18 protein-coding genes are annotated in these 16,477 nt (G+C 61.0%); 10 read left to right on the plus strand and 8 right to left on the minus strand.

Going from position 1 to position 16,477, the window contains the following annotated elements; genetic code table 11:
* Positions 1 to 64 precede the first annotated feature (64 nt).
* The 5 genes from cyoA (at position 65) to LB554_RS19215 (ending at position 4,535) form a co-directional block, all read left to right on the plus strand.
* Positions 65 to 1,081 carry a ubiquinol oxidase subunit II gene (gene cyoA, locus LB554_RS19195; RefSeq protein ID WP_224586235.1) on the plus strand — a complete coding sequence of 339 codons (1,017 nt, stop codon included), beginning with the start codon at positions 65 to 67 and terminating at the stop codon, positions 1,079 to 1,081.
* 2 nt (positions 1,082 to 1,083) lie between these two features.
* On the plus strand, positions 1,084 to 3,087 hold the full coding sequence (cyoB, locus tag LB554_RS19200; RefSeq protein ID WP_224586288.1) for a cytochrome o ubiquinol oxidase subunit I: 2,004 nt from the start codon (positions 1,084 to 1,086) through the stop codon (positions 3,085 to 3,087).
* Positions 3,084 to 3,770, plus strand: a complete 687-nt coding sequence (locus LB554_RS19205) for a cytochrome c oxidase subunit 3 (RefSeq protein WP_224586245.1) — start codon at positions 3,084 to 3,086, stop codon at positions 3,768 to 3,770. Before cyoB ends, LB554_RS19205 begins: the two co-directional genes overlap by 4 nt.
* A complete protein-coding gene (cyoD, locus tag LB554_RS19210) occupies positions 3,767 to 4,183 on the plus strand; it encodes a cytochrome o ubiquinol oxidase subunit IV (RefSeq protein WP_015316420.1) in 417 nt (138 codons plus the stop codon). The genes LB554_RS19205 and cyoD overlap by 4 nt, the downstream gene beginning before the upstream one ends.
* Positions 4,184 to 4,304: 121 nt before the next feature.
* The gene (locus LB554_RS19215; RefSeq protein WP_015316419.1) at positions 4,305 to 4,535 is read left to right on the plus strand and encodes a hypothetical protein; all 231 of its coding nucleotides are present in this window, start codon (positions 4,305 to 4,307) and stop codon (positions 4,533 to 4,535) included.
* Here the strand turns inward: LB554_RS19215 and LB554_RS19220 are convergent.
* Entirely contained in the window at positions 4,464 to 7,805 is a 3,342-nt protein-coding gene (locus tag LB554_RS19220) for a DEAD/DEAH box helicase (protein ID WP_224586247.1), read from the minus strand. The two genes, LB554_RS19215 and LB554_RS19220, sit on opposite strands and share 72 nt — an antisense overlap.
* 238 nt (positions 7,806 to 8,043) lie before the next feature.
* Positions 8,044 to 8,460, minus strand: a complete 417-nt coding sequence (locus LB554_RS19225; RefSeq protein WP_041163349.1) for a hypothetical protein — start codon at positions 8,458 to 8,460, stop codon at positions 8,044 to 8,046.
* Between the two features lie 73 nt (positions 8,461 to 8,533).
* On the opposite strand from LB554_RS19225, the gene LB554_RS19230 reads away from it, so the two are divergent.
* The 4 genes from LB554_RS19230 to LB554_RS19245 all read left to right on the plus strand — a co-directional run bounded on the left by LB554_RS19230 (position 8,534) and on the right by LB554_RS19245 (position 10,845).
* The gene (locus tag LB554_RS19230; protein WP_015316416.1) at positions 8,534 to 9,268 is read left to right on the plus strand and encodes a Crp/Fnr family transcriptional regulator; all 735 of its coding nucleotides are present in this window, start codon (positions 8,534 to 8,536) and stop codon (positions 9,266 to 9,268) included.
* A 19-nt stretch (positions 9,269 to 9,287) separates the two neighbouring features.
* Entirely contained in the window at positions 9,288 to 9,524 is a 237-nt protein-coding gene (locus LB554_RS19235) for a DUF6894 family protein (RefSeq protein ID WP_015316415.1), read from the plus strand.
* 377 nt (positions 9,525 to 9,901) lie between these two features.
* Positions 9,902 to 10,495 carry a sigma factor-like helix-turn-helix DNA-binding protein gene (locus LB554_RS19240; RefSeq protein WP_140876720.1) on the plus strand — a complete coding sequence of 198 codons (594 nt, stop codon included), beginning with the start codon at positions 9,902 to 9,904 and terminating at the stop codon, positions 10,493 to 10,495.
* A gap of 173 nt (positions 10,496 to 10,668) precedes the next feature.
* Entirely contained in the window at positions 10,669 to 10,845 is a 177-nt protein-coding gene (locus tag LB554_RS19245) for a hypothetical protein (RefSeq protein ID WP_157163632.1), read from the plus strand.
* A 339-nt stretch (positions 10,846 to 11,184) separates the two neighbouring features.
* Here the strand turns inward: LB554_RS19245 and LB554_RS19255 are convergent, their stop codons facing one another.
* The 4 genes from LB554_RS19255 to LB554_RS19270 all read right to left on the minus strand — a co-directional run bounded on the left by LB554_RS19255 (position 11,185) and on the right by LB554_RS19270 (position 14,504).
* On the minus strand, positions 11,185 to 11,577 hold the full coding sequence (locus tag LB554_RS19255; RefSeq protein ID WP_224586248.1) for a response regulator transcription factor: 393 nt from the start codon (positions 11,575 to 11,577) through the stop codon (positions 11,185 to 11,187).
* 290 nt (positions 11,578 to 11,867) lie between these two features.
* Positions 11,868 to 12,398, minus strand: a complete 531-nt coding sequence (locus tag LB554_RS19260) for a DUF1003 domain-containing protein (protein ID WP_041163348.1) — start codon at positions 12,396 to 12,398, stop codon at positions 11,868 to 11,870.
* 43 nt (positions 12,399 to 12,441) lie between these two features.
* Positions 12,442 to 13,473, minus strand: a complete 1,032-nt coding sequence (locus LB554_RS19265; protein ID WP_224586250.1) for an alpha/beta fold hydrolase — start codon at positions 13,471 to 13,473, stop codon at positions 12,442 to 12,444.
* Positions 13,474 to 13,577: 104 nt separating this feature from the next.
* Positions 13,578 to 14,504, minus strand: a complete 927-nt coding sequence (locus LB554_RS19270; protein WP_140790223.1) for an NAD(P)/FAD-dependent oxidoreductase — start codon at positions 14,502 to 14,504, stop codon at positions 13,578 to 13,580.
* Between the two features lie 334 nt (positions 14,505 to 14,838).
* Between LB554_RS19270 and xth the strand changes: the two genes are divergently transcribed.
* Positions 14,839 to 15,624, plus strand: a complete 786-nt coding sequence (xth, locus tag LB554_RS19275) for an exodeoxyribonuclease III (protein ID WP_224586289.1) — start codon at positions 14,839 to 14,841, stop codon at positions 15,622 to 15,624.
* Positions 15,625 to 15,640: 16 nt separating this feature from the next.
* On the opposite strand, the gene LB554_RS19280 is transcribed toward xth, so the two are convergent.
* Together LB554_RS19280 and LB554_RS19285 are read right to left on the minus strand one after the other, a co-directional pair.
* Positions 15,641 to 15,925, minus strand: coding sequence for a DUF6894 family protein (locus LB554_RS19280; protein ID WP_023771439.1), 285 nt, complete (start codon positions 15,923 to 15,925; stop codon positions 15,641 to 15,643).
* 108 nt (positions 15,926 to 16,033) lie between these two features.
* The gene (locus LB554_RS19285) at positions 16,034 to 16,276 is read right to left on the minus strand and encodes a hypothetical protein (RefSeq protein ID WP_140725748.1); all 243 of its coding nucleotides are present in this window, start codon (positions 16,274 to 16,276) and stop codon (positions 16,034 to 16,036) included.
* Positions 16,277 to 16,477: the final 201 nt, after the last annotated feature.

Raw genomic sequence — 16,477 nt, forward strand, 5'->3', positions numbered from 1 at the left:
AGGCGTTCGTTGGGCGGCAGGCGACACCGGGCGTATCTCGAATTCTGCGTCAGGGAAGACTTAGATGGAAAACGCGAAGAACGCGTGCCCTCACGACGCGTCCTCCCCGAGATGCGTGGCGCAGCCACTGTTATTGCCATTCACCCCCGAGTCGGCGCGTTCGCTGCTCTGGATACCCGCAGCCGCATTCTTGCCCGGCTGCGCGGGGGGCGTGCTCGACCCGCAAGGGCCAATTGGCGCGGGCAATCGCACGATCCTTTTGAACTCGCTGGCGGTGATGCTGGTGATCGTCATTCCGACGCTGATCGCACTGCTGGCCTTCGCTTGGAAGTTCCGCGCCTCCAACAGCAATGCCCGCTACGACCCGGAATTCACCTATTCCGGTCGGATCGAGTTGATCGTCTGGTCGATCCCGACGCTTACCATCCTCTTCCTTGGCGGACTGATCTACTACGGTTCCTATCACCTCGATCCGCGCAAACCGATCGCCTCGGCGCGGCCACCGCTCGACATCCAAGTGGTGGCGCTCGATTGGAAATGGCTGTTCCTCTATCCCGAGCAGGGAGTTGGGGCGGTCAACCAGCTGGTCATCCCGGCCGGCGTTCCCGTGCATTTCAAGCTGACCTCGGCCAGCGTGATGAACACGTTCTTCGTGCCTCAGCTTGGCAGCATGGTCTATGTCATGAACGGCATGCAGACCGAGTTGCATCTGCAGGCCGACCGCGAGGGGAGCTATTTCGGTCAGTCGGCGCATTTCAGCGGCGACGGCTTCTCGGACATGAACTTCAGCGTGACCGCGGTTTCGCCTGATGCGTTCACCCGCTGGACGTCATCGTTGCGTGGTGGCGGCGGCGTGCTCAACGCCGACGCTTACCGCGAGCTCGCCCGGCAAAGCACAAACCTGCCGCCGGCTTCGTTCGGCCACGTGCAGCCCGGGCTGTTCGAAGCGGTTGTTCAGCAGACGCTGCCGCCCGGCCCCGGCCCCGCTGAAAGTGGCGGCAGCGGTGAGCCACAGGTCAGTCCGAAGGCGTTACGAGCGGCGACCATGGCGCACCACCAGCAGGCAGAAGGGGGAGAATGACGATGCTCGGCAAGCTCGATTGGTCGGCGATTCCGTTCGACCAACCTATCCCCCTCGGTGCGGCCTTCGCGGTGTTCCTCGCCGCGGCAGCGGTGCTCTGCTGGATAGGTCTCAAGGGATATTGGCCCTATCTGTGGAGCGAGTGGATAACTTCGGTCGACCACAAACGCATCGGCGTGATGTACATCGTGCTCGCGATGCTCATGCTTTTGCGTGGCTTCATCGATGCCATCATGATGCGCACGCAACAGGTGCTGGCCATCCACGGTCCAGGCTATCTTCCGCCCGAGCATTACGACCAGATCTTTTCGGCGCACGGCACGATCATGATCTTCTTCGCGGCAATGCCCTTCATCATCGGACTGATGAATTTCGTCGTGCCACTGCAGCTTGGCATCCGCGATGTCGCCTTTCCGACACTCAACTCGGTCAGCTTCTGGTTGACGGCTACCGGAGCCCTGCTGGTCAACATCTCGCTTGTCATCGGCGAGTTCGCGCGCACCGGCTGGTTGCCCTATGCACCCTTGTCGGAAACCACCTACTCGCCGGGCGTCGGTGTCGACTATTATCTGTGGTCGATCCAGATCTCCGGCGTCGGCACGCTGCTGACCGGCGTGAACCTGGTGACGACCATCCTCAAGATGCGTGCGCCGGGAATGGGGTACCTGCGCATGCCGATGTTCTGCTGGACATCGCTGGCATCCAACCTGCTCATCGTCGCGGCCTTCCCGATCCTCACCGCCACGCTCGCGATGCTGACGCTGGACCGCTATCTCGGCTTCCATTTCTTCACCAACGAAGCCGGGGGAAATCAGATGATGTTCGTCAACCTGATCTGGGCCTGGGGCCATCCCGAGGTCTACATCCTGGTGCTTCCAGCCTTCGGGATTTTTTCCGAGATCTTCTCGACCTTCTCCTCAAAGCCGCTGTTCGGATATCGTTCGATGGTCGCGGCGACGATGTTCATCTGCATCGTCTCGTTCATGGTCTGGCTGCACCATTTCTTCACCATGGGCGCCGGTGCCGACGTCAATGCCGCGTTTGGCATCGCCACCTCGGTCATCGCCGTCGGCACCGGCGTAAAAATCTACAATTGGCTCTTTACCATGTATGGCGGGCGCGTTCGCTTCGACACGCCCATGCTTTGGGCACTGGCTTTCGTCACCACCTTCACCGTCGGCGGCATGACCGGCGTCCTGCTTGCCGTCCCGCCCGCCGACTTCGTGCTGCACAACTCGCTTTTCCTCGTGGCACATTTCCACAACGTCATCATCTCGGGCGTGCTGTTCGGCGCCTTCGCCGGCTTCACCTACTGGTTCCCCAAGGCATTCGGCTTCCGGTTGCACGAAGGTTGGGGGAAGGCGGCGTTTTGGGTCACCTTGGTCGGCTACATGCTGGTCTTCGTGCCCCTCTATATCGTCGGCCTGCTTGGCATGACGCGGCGCCTTCAGCACATCGACATGGATCTTTGGGCACCGTGGCTGGTGGTGGCCGCGTTCGGCGTGCTGGTGATGATTATCGGCGCCGCGCTGCAGATCATGCAGCTGGTGGTTTCGATCCGGCATCGCGACAAGCTTCGCGACGAGACCGGCGACCCGTGGGATGGGCGTTCGCTGGAATGGTCGACACCCTCCCCTCCGCCCGCCTTCAACTTTGCGCGGCTGCCACATGTCGAGAACGAAGAACCCTACTGGAGCATCAAGCAGCGGGGGATCGAGGAGCAGAGCGCGGAGACGGAGGCCGCGTACGAGCCTATCGAGATGCCGCGCAACAGCCCGACGGGCTTCGTCACCGCTTTCTTCAGTACGCTGATCGGCTTCGCGCTGATCTGGCACATTTGGTGGCTGGCGATCGTCGGCTTCATCGGCGCCTACGCCACCTTCGTCGTCTTCGCCTGGCGCGATCATGGCGACTACGAGATCCCCGCCGATGAGGTCGCGCGAATAGACCGAAACGGCCGAGCCGCGCGGCTTGCCTTCCTGCGCAGCTGGGAACGTCCGGTATGAGCGATCACGCCTTCACCACCGACATCAGCGCCGACGGCCAGACACGCGACCAATACCGGGTCAATCGCACCGGCAGCCATGGTGCAAGATCCGCGACGGGCCACGGACAGGGCGGCCCAGCGTCGAAGTTCGTCACCGTTGCCTACGGGTTCTGGATCTTTCTGCTGTCCGACATCATCATGTTCTCGGCCTTCTTCGCCGCCTATGCCGTGCTCGCCAAGGCAATCGCCGACGGGCCGGCCGGCAAGGATCTGTTCGAGCCCACGCGCGTTGCGGTGCAAACGGGCCTTCTGCTCAGTTCGAGCTTCACCGGCGGCTTGGCAACGCTCGCGAGCCACCGCAGATCGATGGCTACCACCCAGTTCTGGCTGCTGGTTACGGGCCTGCTCGGGGCAGCCTTCCTGCTCCTGGAGGTGCAGGAGTTCGCGGCGATGGCCGGCGAGCAGGCAGGCCCGTCTCGAAGCGCATTTCTTTCGGCCTTCTTCGCACTCGTTGGTTGCCACGGGACCCACGTCGCACTCGGCCTGCTCTGGCTAGGCACCATGATGGCGCAGCTGTGGGTCAAGGGTTTTCGGTCCGATATTTTGCGGCGGCTCCACTGCTTCGGGCTCTTCTGGCACGCGCTCGACATCATCTGGGTTGCCATCTTCACCCTGGTTTATCTGCTAGGAGCATCGCCATGACCGAGATCGGGGGCGAGAGCGGGACAGGCGAGACGCCAGACCGCCGCGATTCAGCACCGGGCGAGGAACGCATAACCGAGCACGAAATGGCGGGGGGCCTCTCTGGCTACCTGCTTGGCTTCGGCCTGGCCATCCTGCTGACGATCGCTTCGTTCCTGGCGGCTCAGACCAACCTGATCTACCAGCCGGCGGTAATTTCGGCCCTGGTGGTGCTCGCTGTCGCGCAGATGGGCGTGCATCTTGTCTTCTTTCTCCACCTGACGACCGGACGGGACAACACCAACAACGTCCTGGCCCTGGCCTTCGGCGTGCTGATCGTGGCGCTGGTGGTTCTGGGCTCAGTCTGGATCATGGCCCATCTGGATCAGAATATGGCTGCCATGACCGCCCATCAAGCCGGAGTGATGCCTTGAGCGAACCGCACGCCGGACACGGTATTAGCTGACTTTCGCTCGCCTCGTCACGCGTCTCAGGCGGGAACTTTGGTTCGGGCAGCAAGTTCGGACGCCATCGGAGACAACAGGCTCGCGGTAGATGGACGCCCAGATCAATCACTTCGTCAAGGATATCCTCATCGAGGTCGCCGAAATGCTTCCGGCCGTGACTCAAAGGGAAAGAACGCCGGCTGACGAACTGCCCATCGAAGCGCCGGACTTTCCCCACGATCTGGAACCGGTGATCCGAGCGAACCCATCATGGGCGGCGCCGCGCCGGCCGGGCTGCACGCAAGGCACCGAGCACCGAGCGGACGGCATCGATACCTGAGCCGCGAGACTGGATCGGGGGCCTGAAAATCAGCCGGCCGTTGCGGAACTCGAAGCCCTGTGCGTTTTTAAAGCGCCATTTTGATGCCACGGGCTTCTTGCGGAAGGTAATCGCGATCCCTTCTGGTCCCACATCGACTTTGCTGATGCCCAGGTCCGCCGCGGCTATGCGCAACCTGGTCAGTTCCAGTAAATCCGCCACTTCGCCGGGCATGTCTCCAAAGCGGTCCTCAAGCTCTTCGCCGAATGCATCGAGGTCCGTCTCGGCAGCTAAACGAGACAGCCTCGCATAGAGGCTGACGCGCACCGTCGGCTCGTTGACGTAACTTTCGGGAAAGGCCCCTTTTCCGGCGCCGTTGATGTCGGCAAGCTGCTTGTCGGTATCGGCCCCTCCCGCAGCCAGCGAGACCGCCCGCTGCAGAAAATGTTGGTAAAGGCCTGCTCCGATCAGCTTCATGTGTCCGGCTTGATCTTCGCCGAAAAGGTCTCCTGCCCCGCGCAGGTCGAGGTCCCTTTGGCTGATCGCAAGGCCGGAGCCAAGCCGATCGAGCGCAATCATGGTCGAAAGTCGGGCTCTTGTGCCTTCGGCCAGTTCGATGCCAGGCTCGGTCAGAAGAAGAGCAATAGCCTGCACCGCCCCCCTTCCGACCCGGCCGCGAAGCTGGTGCAGCTGTGCCAGACCGAACCTGTCCGCTCGCCAGATCAGTATGGTGTTGGCCCGCGGCACGTCGAGGCCGCTCTCGATGATGTCAGTGCTCAACAGGACGTCGCCGTCACCGTTAGCGAACCCGACCATGATGTCGTCCAGTTGTCTCCCTTTCATTTCGCCGTGCGCCGTCTTGACCGCGAGTTCCGGCACCAGTCTGTTTAGCTGCAGGCGAACCGGATCGATGTCTTCGATGCGCGGAACCACCAGGAAGCTCTGTCCGCCCCGACGAAACTCGCGCAAAAGGGCGGCTCTTGCCGAAGCTGGATCGAAGGGCGCCAGGATGGTGCGAACGGGACGTCTTTTGGCGGGCGGAGAGTTGAGGACGCTGGCCTCCTGGACGCCTGACATCGCCGATTGCAGCGTCCGCGGTATCGGCGTGGCGCTCATGCTCAGCGTATGAAGGCAGGGCGCCATGTTCCGCAGCGCCTGCTTGAGCTTGACGCCGAACCGGTGCTCCTCGTCGATCACCAGCAGTCCGAGATTGGCGAAGCTGACGCTCTTGGCCGCCAGGGCCTGGGTACCCACAACCACCGCGACCTGACCGCTCCGCAGCCGCTCCTTCACCGCTCTCGCCTCCGCCGCTCCGACCATTCTCGAGAGGTGGGCGACGTCGAGGCCGGTTCCCGCAAATCTTCTGCTGAACGTCTCGTAGTGCTGACGTGCCAACACCGTTGTCGGCGCTATCACCGCCACCTGCTTCCCGCAGAGGGCCACGGCGGCGCAGGCCCTCAGGGCCACCTCTGTCTTGCCGAAGCCGACGTCGCCGCAGACAAGGCGATTCATTGTTCTCCCCGACGACAGGTCGCCGAGCACGTCGCGGATGGCGGCAGCCTGGTCGGGAGTCTCGGTATAGGGAAACCGCGCCGCGAACCGGGCAAGGTCCGCGCGAGAGGGTTTTATGATCGCGGCAGGCTGGCTGGACCTGGCATTGGCAAGGTCCCTCAAGCGCTTGGCCAGCCTGTCGATATCGCGCAGCGCCGCCTTGCGTCGGTTGAGCCACCCATCGCTGTTCAAGCGATCGAGCGGCACCGCACCGGGTTCCGAGCCATAGCGCCATATCCGCCCAAACTCATTGACCGGGACCAGCAAGGAAGCTCCGTCCTGATATTCCAGCCTGACGACATCCTGCTGCTGACCGGCCAACTCGACCTGTTCGACCGCCACCAGCGTGGCCAGGCCATGGTCCTCATGGACGACGACGTCGCCAATGCGCAACTCGGGTTCGAGTATGCTGGTGGCCGCGCTGCCGTTTGCTTTCAAGGCGTGGCCAAACAGGTCGGCTGCGGCCACCACCGCGATGCCAGATTGCTCGTCGACAAAGCCTTCGTCGAGAACGATCTCGGCCTTGAGAAGAGAGCCCCTTGGGGCCGAACGGATCCGCGGCCAGTCCGCCACTTCCCCCATTCGCCGACCAAGCTTCCGATCGAGCAGACGATCGGCTCGCCGCAGTTCGGAGGCCTCGCCCGCGAACGCCACAGTGACACCCGACCTTGTCTGCCTTTCCGCAAATTCGGCGAACTGATCCCCGGATCGCGCCTGCTGGAAGAATTTGGGAACTCGCGCGGCAGAAACGGCGAGACTCGTGCCGTGGCGTTTACGGACTGCGACGTCCCATTCTTGACGCGACAGGTAAAACTGTTCCGGCAAGGGTTTGGCGGGCGCGGCAACCTCCTGCCTTGCACCACGAGCATCTTCGATCAGGCCCAGGAAGCGGTCGAGCGGCGCGCCTTCGAGACCTTCCGCGATGGAGACACAGGCGCCGGATGCCACATCGAAGACCGACGGCATGCTGCCGTATAACGCGACGAGGCGTTCTTCCATCGACGTCGCGCGCATCGCTGCCAACTCAGGATGATCCCCCGTTGCGAAAATCAGCTCGGATGCTGGCCCAACCGTGACCGACTCGCGCGACTGTTCGCTAAGCTGGCTTATGGGGTCATAGGTCTTGAGTTCCCGGATGCAGCTATCTGTACCGATGACGACGCGAACCGGGTGATCGGCGCCAGCAGGGAATATGTCCATGAGGTCGCCCCGAAAGGCTATCTCGCCCGGTTCGTCGACCCTTTCGTCGACACCGTATCCAATCGCCTCTGCTCTCGTTCGGAAACCATCCGGGTCGAACTCTTGTCCGAGTTCCAGCATTGTAAAACCGCCAGCAATGACTGGTGCGGGCGGCACCCGCTGGAGAGTAGTCTCGATCGACAGAACCACGATGCGCGGACGTTTTGGCTCGCTCGCGATCTCACGCAGAGCGCGAAGCCTCCGCCCCATATTGGCGCGTGTCGGCCATACCCTGTCGTAAGGCAGGCAATCCCAGGACGGCAGGAAGATGACGTCCGCGCTCGGCAGAAACTGACGCAAAGCCGCAGCGGTCTCTTCGGCACTGCGTTCCGAGGCGGCTATATGGACAATATGCTTGTTTGGACCGCTCTCAAGGGAGTCGGCCAGCGCCGCCGCGATTGCGGCGGAAGGCGAGGCGCCCTGGTCTCTCGCGAGGTCCCCGTCATTCGACGGGTGATGGACTTCTTCGATGATTTCCGTCCGCGAAATGGGTCTGTTCACTGAGGTCTCACCTTGCCACCGTCGAGAACGTCAGTGGGACCACTCCGTTCCTGAGGCGCGGATTAAAGTGTTGCAGGCAGTGGCAGCGCGCGCGGTCTTGCGTTCTTATCTGGCGACGCGCCAAAGATGCGCCTCTCGATGAGCCGCTTCTGTTGGCAGCGGTGCCGTCGCGGACGATGGCCGTTTAGCGACCATCCTTCCAGACCTCCCCTATGCTTGAACGAACTTGTAGCGGGCGCTAGGTGTCAGCCTTGCCGACCAGCGGGCTAGAATGGCCGCCTTGCTCGGAGACCTGGTTAGAATTCGTTTGGAAATCAGAGACGCCGCCGCCGTCCACGCTCATATAAGAGGCACCGTGGGCCTGTGGCTTCAGGAGCTTCGCTTCCCGGACCAAGGACGACCAATTGAGCCCTAGCAGGGCTATCAGTTCGCGGGCGTCTTTTTCGCTGACGCTGGTTTCCTTGATCAGGCGATCAATGAAAGCTGTCTTAGGCTCATCCATGGCGAACTCCCCGAAGAGTCCGACGTAACCGCGAATGCCTACCCTACGTTCCGGCGGAGCGGCGTTAGGTATGAAAACGTACAAAGCCGTGGGTGCGTTTGTTCCATGGGCTGCGGTTTTGATCGCGCCTTTGGCAAACCAGGTTCTGCTCATTCGGATTTCACCGCCATCCGGAACTTTTGGCTGGGATAAAAGTTCGGTGGGCAACATCAGCTAGGTAGCCATTTTGTCCCCCTCTTCGTCCTCGGATGTACTTATCCGCAAGCTTCAGACCATCTCGGACATTCGAGAAGCTGAAATCGCGGTTTTGAAAAGCATACCGATTCAGGAGAAAGATTTTTCGGCCAACCACGACCTGGTGCGTGAGGGTGACCATCCTGTTTACTCGTTTGTCGTCCTGGATGGTTTGGTCGGGTCCACCAAATACACAAGCGAAGGAAAGCGACAGATCACGTCTTTCTTCGTGGCCGGGGACATTCCCGATCTGCACGGGCTGCATCTGTCGGTCATGGATTGTAATTTCTCGACCATGACGCCGGCCCGAGTGGGCTTCATGCGACACGATGTTCTACGCAGCATCTGTGACCAGCACCCTCGCATCGCGACCGCTTTCTGGCGGTCGACGCTGATCGACGCCGCGATGTACAGGGAGTGGGTCACCAACGTTGGAAGACGTGAGGCTTACACCCGCATGGCTCACATTTTGTGCGAACTCATATTTCGCTTGCGGGCGGTGGGACGCATTCAAGATCACATTGCGGATATTCCCATAACCCAAGCCGCACTTGGCGACGCATTGGGTCTGTCAACGGTCCACGTCAACCGAATGCTTCAGGAACTACGACGTGAAGGCCTGATCGCCACCACGGGGTCGAGAATGCATGCAATCGACTGGCCCGGCCTCACTCACGCAGGGGATTTCGACACGACTTACCTGCATCAAAAGAACCCGGCAGATTAGTGGTGACGGAAGCTCTCCCATGGCACGATTTTTCTTTGACACCGGCGATCGCGATTTGGTCTTGCAGGATGAGATAGGTGTCGAATGCGCTGGCCTGGAAGAGGTGCGCCGAGTCGGATTCGAAGGCCTTATCGATCTTACGAGAGACGCATTGAAAAGCGTCGACGGCCAGAAATTGTTTGTCGAGGTGCGTGATGAAAATGGCGACAAGGTTCTGCGGCTAAGCCTCTCGCTTCAGATCAAATTGATGAGATGAATTCGGCCGATTTTCGCGCCATTATCGGATCAGCCCCCCACCCAACCAGCTTCAACATGCCCATCGGACGGGCATCGAGCCGACATATATCCAAAGCCGCGAGCCATAGATCACTCAGCGCTCGGTCATGGAGTAGATCCATGAATGCAAGCGGGTGGGCGCTTTAATCTATGTAAGTGCGCCTAGTCGGCGACCGGATTAATTGGGTCTGTGCGTGCCGGGGGACAATGCATCCTTGCTCGCACGCAGGACCCTGCTGATGACGGGCCCGAGTATCAGCCTGGAGCAAAACATGGCAATTGTCGCTTCTTGGACCCTTCACCCCACCAGATCAGACCGACACGAAAGAGGTCCCATGTCCCTGGAGGATCGGTGTGATGGCTGACCACCATCGCAAGCTCAACGCGTCCGATCCGGCGCTTGCGGAGCAGACACAGCCCGCTACCGACCCTGGCGGATCGTCCTTGCCAGGTTCTGGCGAACAGACGAACCTGGTCGACCTTGTTCCCGCATTGCGGGCATTCGCACGTTCGCTCAGCGGCAGCATCGACGAAGCTGACAATCTTGTCCGAGAAACACTGGTCAAAGGGATTGCAGATCTCGATGGTCTTGACGGAAGCCGGGTAAAGCCCTGGATCTTCGCCACCATGCGTAGGGCTTCCTTGGCCAGGCTTGAAGGCACAGCCCCCCAGCCTCGAGGACCGGCGAGCTGCCTGTCAGAACCTTTTGCCACGGACACACAGGAACAGATGGAAGCCGGCCCCAGGGTGGCGCGTGCCATTGACCTCCTGGCGGATCCGGAGCGGCAGGCCATCGTTCTGGTTTGCATGCTCGGACTGTCCTATGAAGACGCCGCCGACATCTGCGATTGCGACACAGCCACCATCAAGGGCCGGATACAGGATGCGAGGACAAGAATGGCTGTCCTGTCGGGTGTCCCGGCGGAAGCCACGCCTGAAATATCGAATTGATGGTGAGCAAAGCGCGGCCGTGTTCAAGGCAAAAAATTCGGGATGCCTTTCAGGCAGCCACACATCGCTTGCCTTGAGGTGGCCCATAGCTCAACCGCAGGTTTGTTATGCATGACAGGGAACCATGAGGGGATCCGCCGAGTTCGACCCTCGGACAAGTTCGGGTTCCCAACATGGAAGAAATCGGCAAGGCGCAACAGAAGGCCATAGCCCGTCTCATACGTCAGTGGATTGCATCGGACGCCAGCCGTCGCCAGCTTCGCCAGTTGCTGGACCTACCGACCGATGCGGACATGCCGCGCGAGCATCGGTCGTTGCTCGACGAACTCGACCGAAAGCTCGACGAATAAATGCATGCTTGCCGAGACACGGACGCTCAGTCGTCATCTTCCCAGCGGCTGCCGGGACAGCTGTTCAAGCTCGTTCTCGTCCGTGATCCCGGCTTGGTAGTAAGCAAGGATGCGCGATGCGCGCCGTTCTCTCTCGGCTTCAGTCTCGTTCTTGAGATTGCTGCGTGCAAGAACACGGCTCAGTACGGCAAGTTCCGATGGGGTATAGGCATCCCTATGCATTTCATCCCGCCCATGCACTGCAAGAAACCTACAATAAGGATTCTCCGGCGCGCCCTAACGCTGGTCGGGACAGAATGTTCCATGGATTTTCGTGGAAGGAGAAAAAGCTTATCAGCGCTAGATGTGAGTTTCTGGGGCTTGCCGAGCGTTTAAAAGCTGCGAAACGGCGGTTATGATTTGCGGCAGAAAGAAGGGCTTGGTGATCATAATGCTGTTGGGCACTCCTTCCGCTCCCCAGTGTACCGCGCTGTCGCCGCTCATATAGACAACTGGGATGGTCGAGTTGGACCTACGCAAATGCCGGGCGATCTCCCACCCGGATTGTCCCGGCCCCAAACGGATGTCGGTGAGCACGGCCTTGAACCTGGTGGGATCGGGGTCGGAGGCCGCCAGCGCCTCGGCAGCATTTCGAACGCCGACGACCTGAAAGCCAGCCTCCTCCAAAGCTGACTCGAGGTCGAGCAGTATCATCGTCTCGTCTTCGACGATCAGAACAACGCCATCGCTCATCCGGGATATCCCCAAGTCGCCACCGCTACTACGATCTCGGCGTCAACTTGGTTCCATATGACACGCATCGGCCTGTTGTCACCGCGACCTCGCGGCGGAGTCATGAGAAGCCCGCCTCGGAAAGCCGAGACGGGCTGAAGCTGCTTCGACAGCCTCGAAGGCCAAGACAAGGGAGGATTGTAGGCCCGCGACCGAACCTTGAAGTGCAGCGAATGTTCCTCTGGATGTAGGCTCTTATTCGATTAGCCTCCGCGGCAGCCCGCCTCCAATGCGGGGCATTTCGTTTTTGCTTAAGATTTCTCCTGATCTCCAGAAGCTTGCTGGATTTCCGTCATCACCTGCCGGGGATCGACATTCTCGGCCAGTTGCGGCAGCTCCTGATCGGCCGGTGTGGAGACATTGAGGCGCTCCGTCAAAGCAGCCACCATTTCGATGAGCCTCGTGGTTTCGTGCTCGTTGAGAAGGCTGATCTGCAGATCCAGCTCCGCTCGGCGCTCGCTGTGTTCGGCCATTCTGTTTTGGTTGATCAGCACGAAGGTGGACAGGAAGATCGCCTCGACCGAAGCCACCATGGCCAGGATCACAAAAGTTGGGTCCCAGGCTGGGACGGCCGGTATCAGGCCAAGGTTCGCAAGGATCCAGGCGATCAGAATTGCGAGATGCAAATAGACAAAAGGCATGCTTCCCGCGAAGCGCGAAATGATGCCGGCAATTCGCACCTGAACGCCTTGGTGCTCCTCCTGTTGTCGCCTGTGGTCGACCAGAGCCTGTATGTTCTGCTGAAGGACCGACTGCATGTCGGCGGGATGCTGATCGTTCATCTTTGAAAGCCCGGTTTGGCGGCCAATGTCATCCGAGCGTTGCTCATCGCCCGCCTGGCACGTCCGGCGAGGCTGCACCGCCTGAACTCGCGGGCTCATGGCCGCCGGTCTCTTCAGACGAGGAGTGCCGTCCTGCAATCGTGTCCACCATGGCGATCACCGCCCCCGGGGCGCTCTGATGAACCATATGGCCGGCGCCCTCAACGACGTCGAGGAGGGACCCACCGACCTCCGCATGCAGGCGTCGTGCCTCCCCCTCGGCGTCGAACAGCCGGTCTCCAGAACCCGCCAGGATGCCGGTCGGGACGGCAATGTCCGTGTAGCTGGCCTTCGTCAGCAGGGCCGCCGCCAGCATCGATGCCGATTCCGAACATACCGCCCGCAGTTGGGAAGGGCGGCTGGCGATATCTTTTGCGAGAACGGCGAAGTCGGCAGCGACATCCGCTGGGTGGAAGATCTTCTGCATCGTCCAAGGCCAGGCAAGCCTCACAAGCACCGGCAGCAAGGTGTGGCGAAACGCGGTGCCGACGAATGGCAGAGCCGGGAGGGCGGCCAGCGCAAGATCAAGCCGCGGCGGCGGATAGTAATAGCCGGAGACCAGCACGACGCCGGCAACCGAACGAGAATGCCTGCGCGCCAATTCGAGGGCTACCCAAGCGCCCCACGAATGTCCAAGCACGATGTAGTTCTCGATACCCAGCCTGCCGGCGGCGGCATGTATGAGATCGGCTTGGTCGCGGGCAGACCACCGCCGGCCGCGCGACCGCGTGCTTCGCCCGAAGCCCGGCCGATCAAATGCGAGTACCCGATAGGTTTTTGCCGCCTGATCGAAGATGCCGCTCGACTTGAAATCCTGTGCCATGGATCCGTTTCCATGCAGCAGAATGAGCGGCATGCCGGTGCCGGCTTCGATAAAATGCAGGCGAAGACCGTCAACCTCCATGACATGGCCGTGCGCCCGGCCAACAAGCGCACGTTTGGCGCGGGTGTGATTGTACCCGGCAAGTGCCGACAATGCAGCGATGAGCAGCACGGTCGATAGCTTCGGTCCATCCCTGTCGAACGCCATGCCCATGCCTGCCAGCAACTGCCCTGCCCGGTGCCCTGCTTGCCCAAACCTTCGGAGTGGCGGCTTGTTCCGCTGGACAAAGACGACGCTTTGTAGCCGGCTCAAACGGCCTAGGCGGTAAGCTCTCTATGGGCATGGGACGCGGCGATGGCAGCTTGTCCAAACGCGACCGCAATCTGATTCAGCGCTTTCACAACGTCGCCGATGGCGTACATGCCGGCGACGGAAGTCTGCTGGTGCTCATCGACCGTGACGTAGCCCTCCGCGCAACATCTCGCGCCGACGGTCAGGGCGAGGTGCGAGCGCACCTTGCATCCCAAGGCCGCGTAGACTGCATCGAAGCGGCAGGTCGCTCCATCCTGCAAAATCGCCGCACAACCGTCAGCAGCCGGGCTGAGCCTGTCGAGAGTGTGACGGATGACTATCCCTCTTTCGCCCGCCGCGCGACGCGTGCTGGTTGAAAAGTCCGATGCGTGGGTCCCCAGCATCGTTACGTGTGGTGTGAATCGGCTGAGGAAAATGGCCTCGTGCAAGGCTCTGTCACCCTGCCCCACGACCGCTATCTTCCGGTCGATCACCTCATATCCGTCGCACACCGGACAAAGCCGAACGACACCGGCCGCAATTGCCTCCGCCAAGCGGGGCAATTCGGGTGTCGTGTCGACAATCCCGGTCGACAGGAAAACCTTACGCGCGCGGATTGCGCCGATCGAGGTCTCAGCATCAAAGCCTCCCTCGCCAGCGGCCAGCGAAAACACCTGCCCCCGCATCAAGGTTGCTCCGTACAAGCTCGCGTGGCGGCCAAGCCGATCGAGAAGGTCAGGGCCACTTATCCCTTCGGGAAAGCCCGGACAGTTATGGCTTTTCGGGATCAGAGCGGCACGGGGCTGGCCGGCATCGACCACCAGCACGCGATGGCGAAAACGGGCGAGATATTGGGCCGCGGTCAGTCCCGCTGGCCCGCCTCCGACGATCAGCACATCTTCAGCGTCGGCGAGCGGGTGACCGGCATGGCTTTCACCGCAGGTTTGCTCCATCAGCGGCGAACTATCTGGTTCGTTCGATGTTCCAGCACGACACGCGGAGAGACCGCATAAGCCCGGCCGGCTTCAGCCGCAGCCAGAGAGCTTCGATCTCGTTGTCACACCGGTCCTGCTCGGCGTCGAAACCTTCTTACCGCTTCGGGGTTAATCCTGACGGACAAGGTGAGCACCTGCGAAACACAACCGCTGACCTCGTCCTCAAACGACGTCGGGCGGCTGGCAGGCCATGAATGATATGAGTGAAGAGCTGAGGCCGCCGACAAAGGGCGCTGCCGAACTCGCTCAAACGGGGAGCGCCATTTTATGAATGGATGCCTCAAGGCTTCAGATGATCCGGGTCGCTACCTTTAACGTAAACGGCGTCAACGGTCGATTGCCGGTTCTGCTCAAATGGCTGGGTGAGACGCACCACGACATCATCTGTCTCCAGGAATTGAAAACATCGGACGAAAAGTTTCCTGCCGATGCCATCAGCAACGCCGGCTACGGGGCGATATGGCACGGACAGAAGTCGTACAACGGCGTAGCCATTCTCGCTCGGGGCAAGCAGCCGCATGAGCGTCGGCGCGGGTTGCCAGGTGACGCCGATGACACGCATAGCCGTTACATCGAGGCGGAGATCGACGGTCTCGTCGTTGGTTGCCTATACCTGCCCAACGGCAACCCGGCGCCTGGTCCGAAGTTCGACTATAAGCTCCGCTGGTTCGAGCGGCTGATCGACTACGGACGGCTCCTGATCAAGGACGCGCCCGCCAGCCTGCTTTGCGGCGACTACAACGTGGTGCCGGCGCCGATCGACGCCGCGGTTCCGGCACGATGGCTGGGCGACGCCGTCTACTTCCCGGAGAGCCGACAGGCTTACGCCGACCTGCTTGCCGATGGCTGGACCGGCGCCGTCAGGCTGATCCGTCCCGAGAGAGGCGTCTATACCTACTGGAATTTTTCCTATCGGGGCGGTTACGACCGCAGCTCCGGCCTTCGCATGGACCATCTTCTCGTGAGCCCCTCGCTCACGAACAGCCTGGGCGGCGCGGGTGTGGATGAGTCGGTGCGGGGATGGGACAAGCCAAGCGATCACGCGCCAGCCTGGATCGAACTCGAATGGCCCCGGTGAACTCAGAAATCGGGCTTCAGCCAGACCGCATGACGCCAGGTTCGTCCGCCTCTTTTAATCGTTGCGAATCCTCGGGGGCGGCGACCAGATCCTGGAATCCAAGTGTGACGACGAGATAACCTGCCTCGTCGTAGACTTTCGTCACCCAGCTGGTCGGGTCCGCGCCATCGATAATTCCGTCAAGCATGGCCTCCTTGGCTGCGCGCTTCGCCTCTTTGATGGCCTCATCCCGATCAGCCATGTCGGCGAAGATTGCAGGCTGGGACATGCCCTCGATAAACTCGAAACGAAATTTCGGCATCGATCCCTCCTGTCGGTGGTGATAACGGATCGGCCATTGCTGGCAGGGTCACGGTCAACGCCACCGTTTCGAAAAGGATGCACCGATTGTGCGTGCCTGCACCGGAGGTCAGGCAGCGTTGCTGGCGTCCTTTTGCCAGTCGTCCTGCCAACGCGCGCGCACGGCAATCATCAGCATGGCCGATTCCGTGATCCCGGTCTGGAACAGCCTGATCAGCTCTCTCGCGATGGAGTGAGCCGCCGCGGTGTCCGGCAAAATGGCAAACTCCTGGCACATCGCGTCGAAGACCGCGCGAAGCGTGTCCAGGTCATTCGGGTAGAGGGTATCCGTGCGAATGGGTCGGTCAAGCATCAAGCGTCTCCAAACGAGCGAGAGTGCGATGGTCTCCCAAGCAGCGGAGCCCGTTACATGCCCGCTGACCTCTCGCTTATGCGGCACAGCGCACGACGTGTCGCTAACCTATGATGGACCGAGGCAAGTTCGCGCACAAAAGATCCAATTGCGTATAGCGACGCGGCTAGCGCCACGCCCAATGGAAGCCGCACGACCGTT

The sequence above is a fragment of the Mesorhizobium sp. CO1-1-11 genome, from assembly GCF_020164995.1.
In the GTDB taxonomy this organism is placed as follows: Bacteria; Pseudomonadota; Alphaproteobacteria; order Rhizobiales; family Rhizobiaceae; genus Mesorhizobium; species Mesorhizobium australicum.

Coding starts and splice junctions, on each gene's coding strand:
- cyoA (WP_224586235.1), top strand. CDS start 65: ATGGAAAACGCGAAGAACGCGTGCCCTCACGACGCGTCCTCCCCGAGA.
- cyoB (WP_224586288.1), top strand. CDS start 1,084: ATGCTCGGCAAGCTCGATTGGTCGGCGATTCCGTTCGACCAACCTATC.
- LB554_RS19205 (WP_224586245.1), top strand. CDS start 3,084: ATGAGCGATCACGCCTTCACCACCGACATCAGCGCCGACGGCCAGACA.
- cyoD (WP_015316420.1), top strand. CDS start 3,767: ATGACCGAGATCGGGGGCGAGAGCGGGACAGGCGAGACGCCAGACCGC.
- LB554_RS19215 (WP_015316419.1), top strand. CDS start 4,305: ATGGACGCCCAGATCAATCACTTCGTCAAGGATATCCTCATCGAGGTC.
- LB554_RS19225 (WP_041163349.1), bottom strand. CDS start 8,460: ATGAGCAGAACCTGGTTTGCCAAAGGCGCGATCAAAACCGCAGCCCAT.
- LB554_RS19235 (WP_015316415.1), top strand. CDS start 9,288: ATGGCACGATTTTTCTTTGACACCGGCGATCGCGATTTGGTCTTGCAG.
- LB554_RS19240 (WP_140876720.1), top strand. CDS start 9,902: ATGGCTGACCACCATCGCAAGCTCAACGCGTCCGATCCGGCGCTTGCG.
- LB554_RS19245 (WP_157163632.1), top strand. CDS start 10,669: ATGGAAGAAATCGGCAAGGCGCAACAGAAGGCCATAGCCCGTCTCATA.
- LB554_RS19255 (WP_224586248.1), bottom strand. CDS start 11,577: ATGAGCGATGGCGTTGTTCTGATCGTCGAAGACGAGACGATGATACTG.
- LB554_RS19260 (WP_041163348.1), bottom strand. CDS start 12,398: ATGAACGATCAGCATCCCGCCGACATGCAGTCGGTCCTTCAGCAGAAC.
- LB554_RS19265 (WP_224586250.1), bottom strand. CDS start 13,473: ATGGGCATGGCGTTCGACAGGGATGGACCGAAGCTATCGACCGTGCTG.
- LB554_RS19270 (WP_140790223.1), bottom strand. CDS start 14,504: ATGGAGCAAACCTGCGGTGAAAGCCATGCCGGTCACCCGCTCGCCGAC.
- xth (WP_224586289.1), top strand. CDS start 14,839: ATGATCCGGGTCGCTACCTTTAACGTAAACGGCGTCAACGGTCGATTG.
- LB554_RS19280 (WP_023771439.1), bottom strand. CDS start 15,925: ATGCCGAAATTTCGTTTCGAGTTTATCGAGGGCATGTCCCAGCCTGCA.
- LB554_RS19285 (WP_140725748.1), bottom strand. CDS start 16,276: ATGCTTGACCGACCCATTCGCACGGATACCCTCTACCCGAATGACCTG.